General features: G+C 71.2%; 15 protein-coding genes and 1 pseudogene. 8 read left to right on the forward strand and 8 right to left on the reverse strand.

The annotated features are described in order from the left end of the window. Positions 1-706 (reverse strand): annotated as a pseudogene (locus AB0I28_RS05815) (hypothetical protein); the annotation flags it as partial. 67 nt (positions 707-773) lie between these two features. On the opposite strand from AB0I28_RS05815, the gene AB0I28_RS05820 reads away from it, so the two are divergent. After that, positions 774-1,382 carry a CGNR zinc finger domain-containing protein gene (locus AB0I28_RS05820; protein ID WP_357489894.1) on the forward strand — a complete coding sequence of 203 codons (609 nt, stop codon included), beginning with the start codon at positions 774-776 and terminating at the stop codon, positions 1,380-1,382. A 24-nt stretch (positions 1,383-1,406) separates the two neighbouring features. Here the strand turns inward: AB0I28_RS05820 and AB0I28_RS05825 are convergent, their stop codons facing one another. Both AB0I28_RS05825 and AB0I28_RS05830 read right to left on the reverse strand, forming a co-directional pair. Then, entirely contained in the window at positions 1,407-2,531 is a 1,125-nt protein-coding gene (locus AB0I28_RS05825; protein ID WP_357489896.1) for a hypothetical protein, read from the reverse strand. A gap of 261 nt (positions 2,532-2,792) precedes the next feature. Next, positions 2,793-3,557: a VTT domain-containing protein gene (locus AB0I28_RS05830; RefSeq protein ID WP_357489898.1), complete on the reverse strand. Its 765-nt coding sequence runs from the start codon at positions 3,555-3,557 to the stop codon at positions 2,793-2,795. A gap of 115 nt (positions 3,558-3,672) precedes the next feature. Here AB0I28_RS05830 and AB0I28_RS05835 point away from each other — a divergent pair, with 115 nt between their 5' ends. Both AB0I28_RS05835 and AB0I28_RS05840 read left to right on the forward strand, forming a co-directional pair. After that, positions 3,673-4,551, forward strand: coding sequence for a 3-hydroxyacyl-CoA dehydrogenase family protein (locus tag AB0I28_RS05835; RefSeq protein ID WP_357489900.1), 879 nt, complete (start codon positions 3,673-3,675; stop codon positions 4,549-4,551). Then, the gene (locus AB0I28_RS05840; protein WP_357490844.1) at positions 4,548-5,285 is read left to right on the forward strand and encodes an enoyl-CoA hydratase/isomerase family protein; all 738 of its coding nucleotides are present in this window, start codon (positions 4,548-4,550) and stop codon (positions 5,283-5,285) included. The genes AB0I28_RS05835 and AB0I28_RS05840 overlap by 4 nt, the downstream gene beginning before the upstream one ends. 224 nt (positions 5,286-5,509) lie before the next feature. Here AB0I28_RS05840 and AB0I28_RS05845 read toward each other — a convergent pair whose 3' ends face one another. Beyond that, positions 5,510-5,851, reverse strand: coding sequence for a VOC family protein (locus tag AB0I28_RS05845; RefSeq protein ID WP_357489902.1), 342 nt, complete (start codon positions 5,849-5,851; stop codon positions 5,510-5,512). Positions 5,852-5,921: 70 nt separating this feature from the next. On the opposite strand from AB0I28_RS05845, the gene AB0I28_RS05850 reads away from it, so the two are divergent. The 4 genes from AB0I28_RS05850 (at position 5,922) to AB0I28_RS05865 (ending at position 9,708) form a co-directional block, all read left to right on the forward strand. Beyond that, on the forward strand, positions 5,922-6,704 hold the full coding sequence (locus AB0I28_RS05850; RefSeq protein ID WP_357489904.1) for an SDR family oxidoreductase: 783 nt from the start codon (positions 5,922-5,924) through the stop codon (positions 6,702-6,704). 84 nt (positions 6,705-6,788) lie between these two features. Further along, positions 6,789-8,159, forward strand: a complete 1,371-nt coding sequence (locus tag AB0I28_RS05855) for an MFS transporter (protein WP_357489906.1) — start codon at positions 6,789-6,791, stop codon at positions 8,157-8,159. Positions 8,160-8,173: 14 nt separating this feature from the next. Continuing rightward, positions 8,174-8,515, forward strand: a complete 342-nt coding sequence (locus AB0I28_RS05860) for a YciI family protein (protein WP_357489908.1) — start codon at positions 8,174-8,176, stop codon at positions 8,513-8,515. Next, positions 8,497-9,708, forward strand: coding sequence for a DUF6596 domain-containing protein (locus tag AB0I28_RS05865; RefSeq protein ID WP_357489910.1), 1,212 nt, complete (start codon positions 8,497-8,499; stop codon positions 9,706-9,708). The genes AB0I28_RS05860 and AB0I28_RS05865 overlap by 19 nt, the downstream gene beginning before the upstream one ends. Here the strand turns inward: AB0I28_RS05865 and AB0I28_RS05870 are convergent. The 3 genes from AB0I28_RS05870 to AB0I28_RS05880 form a co-directional block, all read right to left on the reverse strand. Continuing rightward, the gene (locus AB0I28_RS05870) at positions 9,702-10,292 is read right to left on the reverse strand and encodes a DUF1707 domain-containing protein (RefSeq protein WP_357489912.1); all 591 of its coding nucleotides are present in this window, start codon (positions 10,290-10,292) and stop codon (positions 9,702-9,704) included. The genes AB0I28_RS05865 and AB0I28_RS05870 overlap by 7 nt on opposite strands. 75 nt (positions 10,293-10,367) lie before the next feature. After that, positions 10,368-10,661, reverse strand: coding sequence for a hypothetical protein (locus tag AB0I28_RS05875; protein ID WP_357489913.1), 294 nt, complete (start codon positions 10,659-10,661; stop codon positions 10,368-10,370). Between the two features lie 129 nt (positions 10,662-10,790). After that, positions 10,791-11,213, reverse strand: a complete 423-nt coding sequence (locus AB0I28_RS05880; RefSeq protein ID WP_357489915.1) for a hypothetical protein — start codon at positions 11,211-11,213, stop codon at positions 10,791-10,793. Positions 11,214-11,672: 459 nt separating this feature from the next. On the opposite strand from AB0I28_RS05880, the gene AB0I28_RS05885 reads away from it, so the two are divergent. Further along, positions 11,673-12,686 carry a magnesium and cobalt transport protein CorA gene (locus AB0I28_RS05885; RefSeq protein WP_357490846.1) on the forward strand — a complete coding sequence of 338 codons (1,014 nt, stop codon included), beginning with the start codon at positions 11,673-11,675 and terminating at the stop codon, positions 12,684-12,686. Between the two features lie 72 nt (positions 12,687-12,758). Here the strand turns inward: AB0I28_RS05885 and AB0I28_RS05890 are convergent, their stop codons facing one another. After that, complete coding sequence (locus tag AB0I28_RS05890; RefSeq protein ID WP_357489917.1) at positions 12,759-13,400, reverse strand: NAD(P)H-dependent oxidoreductase; 642 nt, start codon at positions 13,398-13,400, stop codon at positions 12,759-12,761. Positions 13,401-13,459 lie beyond the last annotated feature (59 nt).

The following is a 13,459-nucleotide window of genomic DNA, read 5'->3' on the forward strand; positions in this document are numbered from 1 at the left end:
AGATGGTTCGGCCGTCAGCCGCTCGCGGGATGGTGCGGGCGTCGGCCGCGCACGAGATGGTTCGGCCGTCAGCCGCTCGCGGGATGGTGCGGGCGTCGGCCGCGCACGAGATGGTTCGGCCGTCAGCCGCTCGCGGGATGGTGCGGGCGTCAGCCGCGCACGAGTCGGTTTGGCTGTCAGCCCGCGCACGAGACGGTTCCACCGTCGGCCGCGCAGCGTTGGGGTCGGTTCGAGCGGCGCGGCACACGACCCCCCCCCACACACACCACTGCGCCCAGCCCAGCAGTCGGTCCCCCCGCACCCACCCCCTTCTCACAACCCCGCCACCACCGCCCCCATGACCCCGCGCCAGTACTCCCGCTGCGTCTCCCTCTCCCCGCTCCCCGCCAGCCGCTCCTGGTGGAACCTCACCACCGCCCGTCCGTCCCCCGCCGACGTCACCGCCACTTGCACGGTCGTGTCGTGGTCCCCGCCAGGTCAGCCGTACGCGATCGTGCTCCCGGACGCTCCTCAACTCCCCGCGCACGCCCTCGTCGGTCTCGTACTCCCCGCCCTTCTCGGGCAGCTCGTCGACGCCCTTGCCGAGCCAGCAGGCGAGCCCTTCCGCCGAGGTCAGGTACTCCCAGACCTCCTCGACTCCCCGCTCGACCGTCTTCGACACGCCGATGTTCCAGCCTGCGTCCTTGGTCTTCCCGACCTCGCTCATCGTGACCTCCCAAGAGGACAACTACTAACCCTTTAAACCGGTGTCGGACACCAACTATAGTGGTTACATGACGGTGACCGCCAGACTCCTCACCAACCAGTGGGGCGAAAGCTTCCGCTTCGATCCGGGCAACTTCTGCCTTGAACTGCTCCTCACCGGCGGTCCGCCCCCGTATGACGTCTACGAGATCCTCACCGACCCCGCTCATGTGGCCGTGTGGATCACCGAGTCCCGCCTGACGGTCGGCAATCCGCTCGATCCCGCCGACGTCCTTCTCGACGAGGCCGGTCTCGACCTGATCCGCGACTTCCGCAACGTCATGTGGCGGGTGGCGCCGGCGGTCGCGAGTAGTGACCGGCCGGCCGGGGCGGACCTGGAGTTCATCAACGAGGCTGTGGGCGATCCGCCGCATACGCGCCTCGACCCTGGCAGCGGTGTGCTTCGGTGGGCTCCGCCGGTGACGGCGGCCCAGGTGGTGGCCGCGGCGGCGCGCGACGCTGTCGAGATGATCGGCACTGATGCGCGCGAGCGCGTCCGCCAGTGTCAGGGGAACAACTGCAAGCTGCTGTTCCTCGACACCTCGCGGCCGGGGAACCGTCGCTGGTGTTCGATGCAGCGGTGCGGCAACCGGCACAAGGTCAGCACCTACCGCCATCGGCGGCAGCCGCCCGGCTAGCCGGGCGCGGCCGGGGCCGTCCGGTCAGGAAGTCTGGGTGTAGATGTCGTTCACGCTGCGCTCGACCATCTCCACGACGTCGTCGTCCGACGCCTTCCCGACGACGTGCACCGTCCAGAACTCCGACGGGCGCTCCTTCGTCGCGAAGAAGTGGACCATCGAGACCTCGTAGGGTTGCGAGGGCTCCGACATCGCGTACCAGGTGTCGTAGTCGACGCGGCTGCTCTCCAGCGTGCCCATCTCCATGCGGGTCTTGTCGTCGCACTCGCCCGGGCAGCGTTCGAGGCTCACGATGAGGCTCGCGCCGCCGGCTTCGGGTTTGGCCGCGTCGGTCCCGCCGAAGAGGCAGGTGGCCTGCGCTTCGCCGCCCTCGCATTCCATCCGCTCGTCATTTCGCCAGGCGAAAGGCCATCCCGGCGGCGAGTAGGCCTTCGACTCCGCGGAGTTGGAGGCGTTCCAGTGCGCGGTGGTGTCGGGCAGCGTCTTGGGCGGCAGGTCCTCGTCGACGGTCTCCTGCTCGGTGGGCTGCGCCGCGCCGGGCTCCTGGTCCTCGTTGCCGGGCTGGCCGGTCGCGGAGTTGCCGTCGGAGCCTTCGGGGTCCTGCGCGATCCAGACGGCCAGGGCGCCGCCGCCGAACACGATCAGCGTCAGGATCGCCACGACCGACGCGATGAAGGGGGCGCTCGTCCGGCGTACCCTGCGCATCGCCGAAGGCGCCATCGCGGGGGAGACCGGGGGCGCGACGATCGGACCCGAGACGGGGGCCTGCGGGCGCATCAGGTGCGGGGGGACCTGCGCGGTGATCCGCTGCAGCGGTCCGGTCGAGGGGCCCATGCGCAGCAGCCAGTCGAGCACCCGGCCGATCCCGCGTAGCCGCTCGTCGTGCAGCGCCACGACGTAGGGCTGCTCGGCCTCCAGCTCGATCGTCACGATCGGGGCATCGGCGGGCGTATGGGTACTGTTCGCCCAGTTCACGGCGTCGGCGAGGAGACGGCGGCGGCTGGGATCCTTCGAGGACGTCGTCCCCAACGTGAGGATCTCCACGCGGCGGCCCTCGTCGTCGGTGCCGAGGCAGATCTCGTAGGCACCCTCGACACGCTCGGTGGACACGTCGGCGAAGGGGCCGAGCGCGCGTCCTGTCGATGGCATTATGGTCTCCGCGAACTCACCCGGATTTAACACGGCACAGCCAGTATCCACTGCCCGCGCCACTCGGTCGCCTTGCGCTGATCGCACCTGGCCCGGACAAGTATCCACTGCCCGCGCCATCGTCTTCTTCGGCCCAGTGTCCCGGGATCCGGGCCGATTCGGCGACCTCCGGCGCAGTACTTATGCCGGATTTAATCCCCCGTGCGCCACTCGGGCGGCGTGACGGCCTCAGCCGCCGACGCCGCCCGTCGGTGTCGGTCGCTAGCGGGGCTGGCTCCAGTGGTCGTGCACCGGGGGGCGCGCGGCCGCGGCGAGGGCGGCGTCACGTGCGGCCGCCTCCTCCGCCTTGAGGAGCTTGCGCGCCTTGAGGCCGCGGAAGACCTCGATGAAGATCGGCGTCATCGAGATCAGCACGATGAGCGCCACGACCGGCAGCAGGTACTTGTCGATCGCCGCGGCCGGGATCGAGTCGGCGAGGAAGTGACCGGCGAGGATGATCCCGTCGGTCCACAGGATCCCGCCGATGACGTTCCACAGGAAGAAGGTCCGGGCCGGCATCTCCAGCATCCCGGCGACCGGGTTGAGGAAGGTGCGCACGATCGGGATGAAGCGCGCCAGCACGACGGCCTTGGCGGGCCCGAACTTCTGGAAGTAGTACTCGGCCTTCTCGACGTACTCGCGTTTGAAGATCTTCGAGTCCGGCCGGTCGAACATCTTGGACCCGTAGCGGGCACCGAGGAAGTGTCCGAGCTGGGCACCGGCGATGGCGCAGATCGGCGCGCCGATCAGCAGGGTCCACAGGCTCAGGCGAGCGCCGATGGCGGCTTCGAGAACGTCGGTGGTGGCCACGCCCGCCATGAACAGCAGCGAGTCACCGGGCAGGAAGAACCCGATGAGCAGGCCGGTCTCGGCGAACATGATCGCGAGAACACCGATCGCCCCGAAGGTTTCGAGCCAGAACGTGGGATCGAGAGGATTGAATGAGGCGGTCTGGGACAGCGACTGCAGCTGGGTGACGGTATCCATGGCAGGGCAAGGTTACCGAACCGAGATTGGGACGCCGATCACACACCGGCGACGTCGGCGGTGCGCCGCGCGCCGGACGGGCCCGTCGCGGTCTGCCACCCGCTACCCTCACCCCGTGACTTCCGCGTCCCCTTCCTCCCGCCTGGCCGTGATCGGCGCGGGCACCATGGGTTCCGGCATCGCCTACGTCGCGGCGACCGCCGGCCACACCGTCGCCGTCGTCGAGCCCGACGAGACCCGTCGCACCGACGCCGCCGCCGACCTGCGCGCCACCTTCGACAAGGCCGTCGCGAGGGGCCGTGTCAGCGTCACCGAGGCCGACGCCGCCTACGCGCGGCTGACCTTCCTCGCCGCGATCGCCGAGGTCGCCGACGGGCTCGACCTCATCGTCGAGGCCGTTCCCGAGCGCCTCGACCTCAAGCGCGCGGTCCTCGCCGGCGCGGCGGCGAAGAACCCGCGGCTGCTGGCCAGCAACACCTCGTCGATCCCGATCGGCTCGCTCGCCGAGGGACTGCCGCGCCCGGAGGACTTCCTGGGCCTGCACTTCTTCAACCCCGTGTACGCGATGCCGCTGCTGGAGATCGTGACCGGCGCGCGCACGTCCAGCGAGTCGCACGAACTGGCGCTGGCCTTCGCGCACTCGCTCGGCAAGGACCCGATCTCGGTCGCCGACTTCCCCGGCTTCGCGACCTCCCGCCTCGGCGTCGCCCTCGGTCTTGAGGCGATCCGCATGCTGGAGGACGGCGTCGCCGACGCCGAGGACATCGACAAGGCCATGGTCCTGGGCTACCGGCACCCCATGGGGCCGCTGGAGCTGACCGACGTCGTCGGCCTCGACGTGCGTCTCGACATCGCGCGCACCCTCCAGGCCGCCTACGGTGACCGCTTCGCGCCGCCGAAGCTGCTGGAGGACCTCGTCGCGGCCGGGAAGCTCGGGAAGAAGACGCGCGAGGGCTTCCACCACTGGACCGCCGACGGGAAGAGGGTCCGCTGATGGCCGTGCGCATCGAGGAGCTCGGCGACCGGGTCGTGGCGACCCTCGACCGGCCGGAGCGGCGCAACGCGATCGACGCCGAGACCGTCGCCGAACTGCACGACCTGTGCGCCCGACTCGAACGCGATCCCCGGCTGCTGCTGCTCACCGGCGGCGCCGACGGGATCTTCGCGGCCGGCGCCGACATCGCCCAGCTGCGCGACCGCGACGCCGGCGACGCCCTGCGCGGCATCAACCAGTCGCTGTTCACGCGGATCCTCAAGCTCCCGCTGCCGACCGTCGCCGCCGTCGACGGCCCCGCCCTCGGTGGCGGCGCCGAACTCGCCTATGCCTGCGACGTGCGGATCTGCACCGACCGTGCCTTCTTCGGGCAGCCCGAGGTCCGGCTGGGCATCATCGCCGGCGCCGGCGCGACCTGGCGACTCCCGCGGCTCGTGGGGGAGTCGCTGGCCAAGGAGCTGCTGTTCACCGGCCGCCGCATGCCCGCCGAGGAGGCCCTCGCCACCCGGCTCGTCTCGCGCGTCGTGGAGCCCGCGGCGCTGCTCGACACCGCCCACGGGATCCTCGACGACATGGCGAAGGCCTCGCCGATGGCGCTGCGGCTGACGAAGCTCGCCGTCGACGCGCCGGAGGGCGCCCACCCGGGCGTCGAGCTGGCGGCGCAGGCGGTGCTGTTCGACAGCGAGGACAAGCGGGAGCGGATGACGGCGTTCCTGGAGAAGCGCGGGGGGTAGGGGAGGGTTCGCAGCCGGCGGGCCGTTGTCCACAACCGGGCGGTTGTCCACAGCGAGCGCCGCTCGCGTTCGCCGGCCACGCCTGGCGCCCCTCTACTGTCAGAAGTGGGAGGCGGCATGGGCGGCCCCGCGGTTGCGGGCCGGGCGGCGGTGTCGATCAGCTGCCCGTCGCTCCCTGGGCGCGTCTGGCCGTGACGGCGGGGCGCGGCCGACACCCACCCCGCCTACACCGGCGCTCCCCCCAGCCCGAACTCGTTCCCGTCGGGGTCGCGGTAGGTCGCCTTGCGCATTCCGTTCCCGTAGGTCTCGTTCGTCGCCGGCTCGATGCCGCGCTCGGCGATGGCCGCGACGCGCTCGTCGAAGTCGCCGACGATGATGGTGATCATCGCGTGGCCGGCGTGTTCTGGGGACAGCAGGACGTACACCGAGCGGCCGTCGGCCAGCTCCCACACGACCTCGGTCTCGTGCGCCTCGAAGCTCGGCGGCGCGCCGAAGAACCGCTCGTACCAGACCAGCGCCGCCGGATAGTCGCGCACGGGGATTCCCGCGAAAAGGTTCAATGCCATGGCTCGACCCTAGGCTCGGAAACCGACAAAACCGCGTGCCACACACCGCCGGATCGGCCAGACTCCACCGATGCGGACCAATCAGCCACGACCCCTCGCCCTTGTCACCGGTGTCGGCCGGCGCGCCGGGATCGGCGCCGCCGTCGCCGACAAGCTCGCCGCGACCGGCTACGACGTCGCCTTCACCTACTGGTCTCCCTACGACGACCGGATGGACTGGACCAGCGTCGACGCCGAGGCCCGCGACGCCATCGGCGAGCGCCTGACCTCGCACGGTGCCCGCTGGCACGCCGTCGAGGCGGACCTGTCGCGGCCGGAGGCGCCGGGGGAGGTCTTCGCCGACGTGGTCGCGGCGATGGACCGTCCGGTGACGGCGCTGGTGATGGTGCATTGCGAAGGAGTCGACTCCGGTATCCGCGACACCACCGTCGAGGCCTTCGACCGGCACTTCGCCGTCAACAGCCGCGCGATCTGGCTGCTGATCAAGGAGTACGCGCAGCGCCACGACGTCCCGCACGGCACCGGCCGGATCATCTCCTTCACCAGCGACCACGTCGCCCACAACCTCCCCTACGGCGCCAGCAAGGGCTCCCTCGACCGCATCACGCTCGCCGCCGCCGAGGAGCTCGCCGAGCTCGGCGTGACCGCCAACGTCATCAACCCCGGCCCGGTCGACACCGGGTGGATGACGCCCGAGCTGGCCGAGCGGGTCCTCGCCGCGACGCCGCTGGGCCGCGCGGGGCGGCCCGAGGACGCGGCGAACCTGGTCGGGTTCCTCTGTTCGGCCGAGGGCGGCTGGATCAACTCCCAGCTGATCACCAGCAACGGTGGATTCACCTGGAATAGGCCGTAGGGGCTGTCGAAAACGGGGGTCCCCGTTTGTCGTGTGGGTGAGAGGCCGGTCCACCCGGCCGCCGACGACATGGGAGACCCTTCGATGAATCGACGCCGAAGCTCCTTGGCGCTGCTGTGCGTGGCGAACTTCATGGTCATCCTCGACGCCCAGATCGTGCTGCTGGCCGTCCCCTCCATCACCGCCGGGCTGGGGTCGGGCCCGGCCGGCGCGCAGTGGGTGCTCAGCGGTTACATGCTCGCCTTCGGCGGGCTGCTCCTGCTGGGCGGCCGGACCGCCGACACCTTCGGCCGCCGGCGGGTGTTCATGGCCGGGACGGCGGTGTTCCTGCTGTCGTCGCTGCTGTGCGGGCTGGCGTGGAGCCTGCCGGTGCTCGTCGCCGCCCGCGTCGGGCAGGGCGTGAGCGCGGCGATGATGACGCCGAGCGCGTTGGCGCTGCTCATGGCGGCCTTCCCGGAGGGCCGCGACCGCAACCGCGCGCTGGCGGTGTGGGGGAGCACGGGCGCGTTCGGCGCGACGGCCGCGCTGCTCATCGGCGGTGGGCTGACGGGCCTGTTCGGCTGGGAGGCGATCTTCCTGCTCAACGTTCCGGTGGCGCTGCTGATGATCGTGGGCGCGGCGCGGCTGCTGCCCGCCGACGGCCCCTCGGGCGTCCGGCGCTCCTTCGACGTGGCCGGCGCCCTCACCTCCACGGGTGCCCTCACCGCGCTGATCTGGGCGGTGACCGGCGCGCCGGCGGCGGGCTGGGCGTCGCCGGCGACGCTCGTGCCGCTCACGGCGGGCGTCGTCCTCGCGGCGGCCTTCCTGGTCGTGGAGTCGCGGGCGGCCGACCCGCTCGTCCCACTGCGGCTGTTCGCCGGCCGCGCGTTCAGCGGCGGGAACCTGCTCACCCTCGCCGTGGGGCTGACGGCCTTCGGCACGTCCTTCGCCGTGAGCGAGTACGCGCAGCGGACCCTCGGCTATACGCCGCTGATCTTCGGGCTGGCCACGGCCGTGCTGCCGCTGGCGGCCGTCGGCGGCTCCTCGATCGGCCAGGCCGCGGTCACCAGGGCGGGTTCGCGGCCGGTCGGGTCGGCGGGCATGGCGCTGATGGCCGCGGGTGCGGTGTGGTTGTGGGTGGCCCCGACCGCCGGCGACTTCGTCACCGGCCTGCTGCCCGCCTTGGCGCTGTTCGGGACCGGTCTTGGCGCCACGAGCGTCGCGTCGGCCTCGGCGGCGCTGTCCGGGGTCGCCCCGGCCGACGCGGGCGTCGCCTCCGGCCTCAACACCGCCGCCTTCCAGATCGGCGGGGCGCTCGGCGTCGCCGCCGCGGCGAGCGTCATGGCCTCGGATGTGGACGCGCCGGTCACCGGCTTCGCCGCCGCGACCGCCTGCGCGCTGTTCGGTCTGGCCGTCGCCGCGTTCGCGCTCCCCGGTACGAAGCGCTCCCTCGCGCGCAGCGGTGCGCGAGGATGACCCCGGGAGGATCCATGCGCTACATGCTGCTCATCTGCGGAACCGAACCCGAGGGCCCGCCGCCCGACCGCCCCCTCGACGAGGAGACCCTCGCCTGGGCGCAAGACCTCAAGACCGAGGGCGTGCGCGTCTTCGGCTCCCGCCTGCGCCACACGTCGACCGCCTCGACCGTCCGCGTGCGCGGTGACGACGCGCTGGTCTCCGACGGACCCTTCGCCGAGACGAAGGAGCAGATCCTGGGCTTCGACATCATCGAGTGCGCCGACCTCGACGAGGCCCTCGCCGTGGCCGCGAGCCATCCGGCGGCCCGGACCGGGACGATCGAGGTGAGGCCGGTGTGGCCGACCCCGATCTGAGTGCCGTGTTCGCCGAGGAATGGGGCCGTGTCGTGGCCACCCTCATCGGTGTCACCGGCGACTGGGACCTCGCCGAGGAGGCCGCCGCCGAGGCCGTCGCGCGGGCACTGGCCGCCTGGCCGCGCGACGGCGCTCCCCGCAGTCCCGGGGCGTGGCTGACCACCGCCGCCCGCAATCATGCGTTCAACGTGCTGCGCCGCCGGCGGGCAGAGGCGGGCAAACTGCGGGAACTCGCCGCGACCCCGGTCCGCACGGACAATCCCGACGAGCGCCTGGCGCTCATGTTCACCTGCTGCCACCCGGCCCTGCCCATGGAGGGCCGGGTGGCGCTGACCCTGCGGACCCTGACCGGGATGAGCACCGCCGACATCGCCGCGGCCTTCCTGGTCGGGGAGCCGGCGCTGGCGCAGCGGATCGTGCGCGCCAAGCGCAAGATCACCGAGGCGGGCATCCCCTACCGCGTCCCGCCCGAGCACCTGATGCCCGAGCGGCTCCCGGCGGTCCTGGCCGTGCTGTACCTGCTGTTCAACGAGGGCTACTCCGCCTCCTGCGGGCCGGGTCCGCTGCGGCCCGACCTCACCGGCGAGGCCGTCCACCTCGCGCGGATGCTCGCCCGCCTGATGCCCGACGAGCCCGAGGTCCTCGGCCTGCTCGCGCTTATGCTCCTGCACGACTCCCGCCGCGACGCGCGCGTGGATGCGCGAGGCCGTCTCGTATCGCTCGAAGACCAGGACCGGTCGCGCTGGCGGGCCGGCGACATCGCCGAAGGGCTCGCGCTGGTCGAGACCGCCCTGCGCCGCCGATCGCCCGGGCCGTACCAGATCCAGGCCGCCATCGCCGCCTGTCACGCCGGGCCCGCTACGGCCGCCGGCACCGACTGGGCGCAGATCGCCGCCCTCTACGGGGTTCTGGAGGGCATGGCGCCCTCACCGGTGGTGGCGCTGAACCGGGCCGTCGCGGTGGCCATGGCCGAAGGGCCGGAGGCGGGGCTGGCGCTGCTCGGCGAGCTCGACGGCGACGAGCGGCTCGGCGGCTACCATCTGCTGCCCGCAACGCGGGCGGATCTGCTGCGCAGGCTGGGCCGTGACCGCGAGGCCGCCGACGCCTACCGTCGCGCGCTCGGCCTGGCCGCCACCCGGGCCGACCGGGAGTTCCTGCGCGCGCGTCTGTCCGAAGTGGACCCGCCTCAGTAGGTCCACCACAGGAAGCGACGCTTGTGGCGGACCGTGAGGGAGCTGCCCTTGAGTTTGCCGTGGAAGACGAAGTGCAGGGGTGTCCCGGTGCCCTCGAAGCCGTCCGCGCGGGCGTGGTTCTTGGCCGAGGAGCCGATCATGCTGATGTCGGCGTCGTCGGCGGTGGCGTGCTTGGGCAGCACCACCGAGACCGAACTGCCCCAGGTGTCGATGCCGACGTCGACGACGGTGTGCGGGATGACCGCCTCGGTCAGGTCGAGTTTGATGGAGGCGCCTTTCCCGCTGATGTTCAGCCGGCGCGGCACCAGCCAGCGTCCGCCGCGTTTGAGCGCGGAGCCGGTGGTCTTGATGTCGAGCGTTCCGGTGCTCACCGGAGTGGTGTCGGGGGTGTCGAGCCGGGGCAGGTCGGCGGTCACCGGTTCGAGGTCGCCGAAGGTGCGGGCGGCGTAGACGGCGTCGACGCGCTGGGCGAACTCGTCGAGGTCGAGGCGGCCGTCGCCGGTGCACGCCTGGAGGTGCTCGATGACGCGCTCGCGGTCGGCGTTGGAGATCCGCAGATCGCGCCGGGCCAGTTCACCGTTCACAGGGGGCTCCTCCACTCGCGCCGGGCTACTGACATCTTAGTGACGTCGCAGTGCTGGCGCCAGTGGAGGGCGGGGTCAGGAAGCGGTGAACACGGCCCGCGCGGCCTCAAGGACGGCGTCCTCGGACACCGAGGGCTCGAAGTCGCCCCCGCTCCAGGCCCAGGTGACGTGGACGTAGAGGTTGGCGTCGCGGGCGATAACACCGGTCCTGACGTCAGACTCGCCTTCGGCGCCTGCGCCCACGAGGAGGACGAACACGGCCGTCGAGGCCAGCGCGATCCACAGCCCGGTGCGGCTCTTCTTCGGCGGTAAACCCCGCGGCGGCCCGAAGGCGCCCTGCGGGTGAGGCGGAAATCCTTGCGGGGGCACGGGTCCGTACGGCTGTGGGCCGGGGTTCGCGCCGTAGGGTCCTGGGGGAGATCCTGGCTGGCTCATCCGGGCACCTCACGACTCGACGGCGATCCCGACACGTTATCCCATAAGGGATACAGCCCCGGGTCACACGATCCGCCGGGGCCTGCGGGCCAGCCCTCCGTCGCACCACTCGGAATAGTCGAACAGTTTCGGGTCGGCGATCAGCGCCTTGGTGTTGTAGACCCACAGGCTCACCCACGGGTCGCCCTTGCCCGCCGCGAGGTCGAGGAGCTTTTGCACCTTGCGCCTGGGGTGCGCGCGGAAACCGGTGCGCACGGAGTCGCCGGCATAGATGTAGAGGCAGTGCAGCGCGAAGGTCCGCTTGGGGCAGACCGGGTCGCAGGCCAGTTCGAGCAGCGCCGGGGCGATCTCGTCGTCGGCGACCATCAGGTCCCAGTCCTGGCCGACGGGGATCCCGGCGACCGGGTCGTACGCCCAGCCGACGATCTCCTCGCGGGTCGGGTTGACCGGGTCGGCGAACCCCGTGAACGCGGCACGTTCCACCATCGCGCCTCCCCATCCGGTGTCGTCACGCGTGGCGCCAAAGTAGCCGAGCGGAGTCCTCGCCCGCCAGCGCCGTGACCGAACTGCGACCGTAAGGGCGGGAGTGGGCGCGGGCGCCGATTGGCCCTCCCGACACGCGCCTTGCTACGCTTTTCGGCGGTCCGCGCAAATGGTGCGCCGACCCACAAGAACAGGAAGGCAGGTGAGCGGCACATGGCCAGTGGCAGTCTTGGTCGAACCCGTTGGCCGCTTGCCGCACCTGTTCCGGCCCTGATCTGACGAGGCCGTGACGCGCGGCGGGCGGCTGCGCGAGTGACCGAGATCTACCCAGCGGTGTGAGACCGCTTCGTGGTGTCTTTTGCATGGGTCCGGCGTTTCGCCGTGCCCTGTCCGAGCGCCGGCGAAGCCGCACACCGTGACCATTGTGTGCGCACACCCTCCCCCAAAGGAGGACGTGTGGTGATGATCGTCGACAACTGCGTGTACGAGTCGGGCCGCCCCGTGGCCCGCCCGGACTCGCTCGCGGAGACCTACCGGATGCTGCGCCGCTCGCAAGGGCTGGCGTGGATCGGGCTCTTCGAGCCCGACGTGCGCGAGCTGACCTCGCTCGCGCGCGAGTTCGAGTTGCACGACCTGGCCGTCGAGGACGCGCTCAAGGCGCATCAGCGGCCGAAGATCGAGCGCTACGGCAAGACCCTGTACGTCGTGCTGCGCCCGGCGCGGTACGTGGACGCCACCGAGAAGGTCGAGTTCAGTGAGCTGCACGTGTTCACCGGGCCCGACTTCATCCTGACCGTTCGGCACGGTGGCGCGCCGAGTCTGAAGAAGGTCCGCGCGCGGGCCGAACGCGAGCCCGAGCTGCTCGACCAGGGGCCCGAGGCGGTGCTCTACGCCATCCTCGACCAGGTCGTCGACGACTATCTACCGGTCGTCGACGGGCTGGAGCAGGACATCGACGAGATCGAGGCCGAGGTGTTCAGCGGTGAACCGCGGGTCTCGCAGCGCATCTACGAGCTGTCCCGGCAGGTCGTGGAGTTCCAGCGGGCGGCGCGTCCGCTCTCGACGGTGCTGGTGCGCCTGGCGGCCGGCTTCGCCAAGTACGGCGTCGGCGAGGAGCTTCAGCGCCGGCTGCGCGACGTCCAGGACCACCTGGTGCGCGTCATCGAGCGGCTCGACGGGTTCCGGCAGCTGCTCCAGGCCGTGCTCAACGTCAACGCCACGCTCGTGGCGCAGCAGCAGAACGAGGAGATGAAGCGGCTGACGGAGGCGAGCCTCGCGCAGAACGAGGAGGTCAAGAAGATCTCGGCCTGGGCGGCGATCCTGTTCGCCCCGACGCTGATCGGGACCGTCTACGGCATGAACTTCGACTTCATGCCCGAGACGCACTGGAAGCTGGGCTACCCGATGGCGATCGTGCTGATGCTCGCCACATGCCTGAGCCTGTTCGTGACCTTCAAGCGGCGCGACTGGCTCTAGCTCCCCTTCGCAACACAAAGGGCGGACCGCCACGGCGGTCCGCCCTTCCCCGTTCGCCTCCCCAGGCGTGCCTCAGGCGGCTGCGGTGGCCAGTTCGCGCGCGCGGCTGTGCGCCTGCTCGCTGGTGGCGTCGAAGACGTGCTTGAACTGCTCCAGCGCGGGCACCACGTGCGACAGGGTCATCTCCGTGTTGAGGAAGTGCACGTCGTCGGTGAGGCCGAGGAAGGTGAAGAAGCTGCGCAGGTAGGGCTCCTGGTGCTCGAAGGACGCGCGGGGCGTGCCGGGGGCGTAGGAGCCGCCGCGGGCGGTGGCCACGATGAGCTTCTTGTCCGACAGGGGGCTGCGGCCGTCGGCGTCGGCGGCGTACTTCTGCGTGGCGATGCGGTCCATCCACGACTTCAGGGTCGAGGGGATGGAGAAGTTGTACATCGGCACGCCGAGCAGGATCACGTCGGCGGCGTCGACCTCGGCGTGGACCCGCCCGCTGACCTTCCAGTGCTCGGCCTGCTCGGGGGTGTGCTCGGCGGGGTCGGTGTTCAGGGCGGCGTAGGCCTCGGCGGTCAGGTGCTCGATCGGTTCGGCGCCCAGGTCGCGGTAGATGTACTCGCCCTCGGGGTTCGCCTTGCGCCATTCCTCCGCGAAGGTCGCGGTGACCTTCTTCGACCAGGAGTTCGCGCCGTTGATGCTCGAGTCGACGTGCAGGAGCGTGGCCATGGTCGTGCCTCTTTCCGATGTCCGGGTCATTGATCTCGCCTCAGAACTTACGAGCTCAG

This window comes from Phytomonospora sp. NPDC050363 (assembly GCF_040655735.1).
Taxonomy (GTDB): Bacteria; Actinomycetota; Actinomycetes; order Mycobacteriales; family Micromonosporaceae; genus Phytomonospora.